At 58.3% G+C, this 665-nt stretch carries 1 protein-coding gene; it reads right to left on the reverse strand.

Annotated elements, in window-relative coordinates; all coding sequences use genetic code 11:
- Window positions 1-437, reverse strand: a 437-nt coding sequence (gene cadR / locus ACR6JA_RS22660; protein ID WP_494599706.1) for a Cd(II)/Pb(II)-responsive transcriptional regulator, incomplete at its 3' end; no start/stop codon positions are given.
- Window positions 438-665: the final 228 nt, after the last annotated feature.

Here is a 665-nt window from a genome sequence, read left to right on the forward strand (position 1 = left end):
CCAGCGCTGGCCTCGTATCGGGTGCTGACGGTATGGCAAGAACAATTCACGAGCCCTTGAAGAATGCCGCACGCCTCGACGGGTCGTGCGCCGGCGCACTTTTCACGCAAGGCCGTCAAATGCAGCCGTAGCTGCAACAACGCCTCGACCCGCGCCACCACCAGCCGGATATGGTCATCCAGCAGGGCAATCACAATTCCGCAATCCTGGGTGGGGCTGTCCCACAGGTTCAGTAAGGTCCGAATCTCGCCCAGCGACATGTCCAGCGAACGGCAGTGGCGAATGAACTGCATGCGCTTGACTTGCTCCTCGCCGTACAGCCGATAGTTCCCGCTGCTTCGCGCCGGCTCAGGCAATAGCCCTTCCTTTTCGTAGTAACGAATGGTCACGACCTCGCATCCCGTGCGCTGCGCCAGTTCGCCGATCCTGATTTCCATGCTGGTCCTCCAATGCTTGACCCTATAGCCACTATAGGGATTTTAATGCATTTGAACGAATGACGACGCCGAGGAATTGCTATGAGTTGCGGATCAAGCGGGTACGGTTGTGCTGATGCTCCCGTTCTCAAATCAGAAACACAGACCAGCGCCACTACCGGGGTGGCGGTTGCCGTCTATCACATCGAGAACATGGACTGCCCCACGGAAGAAGCGCTGATCCGGGGC

It is taken from the genome of Cedecea sp. B1(4), from assembly GCF_059414925.1.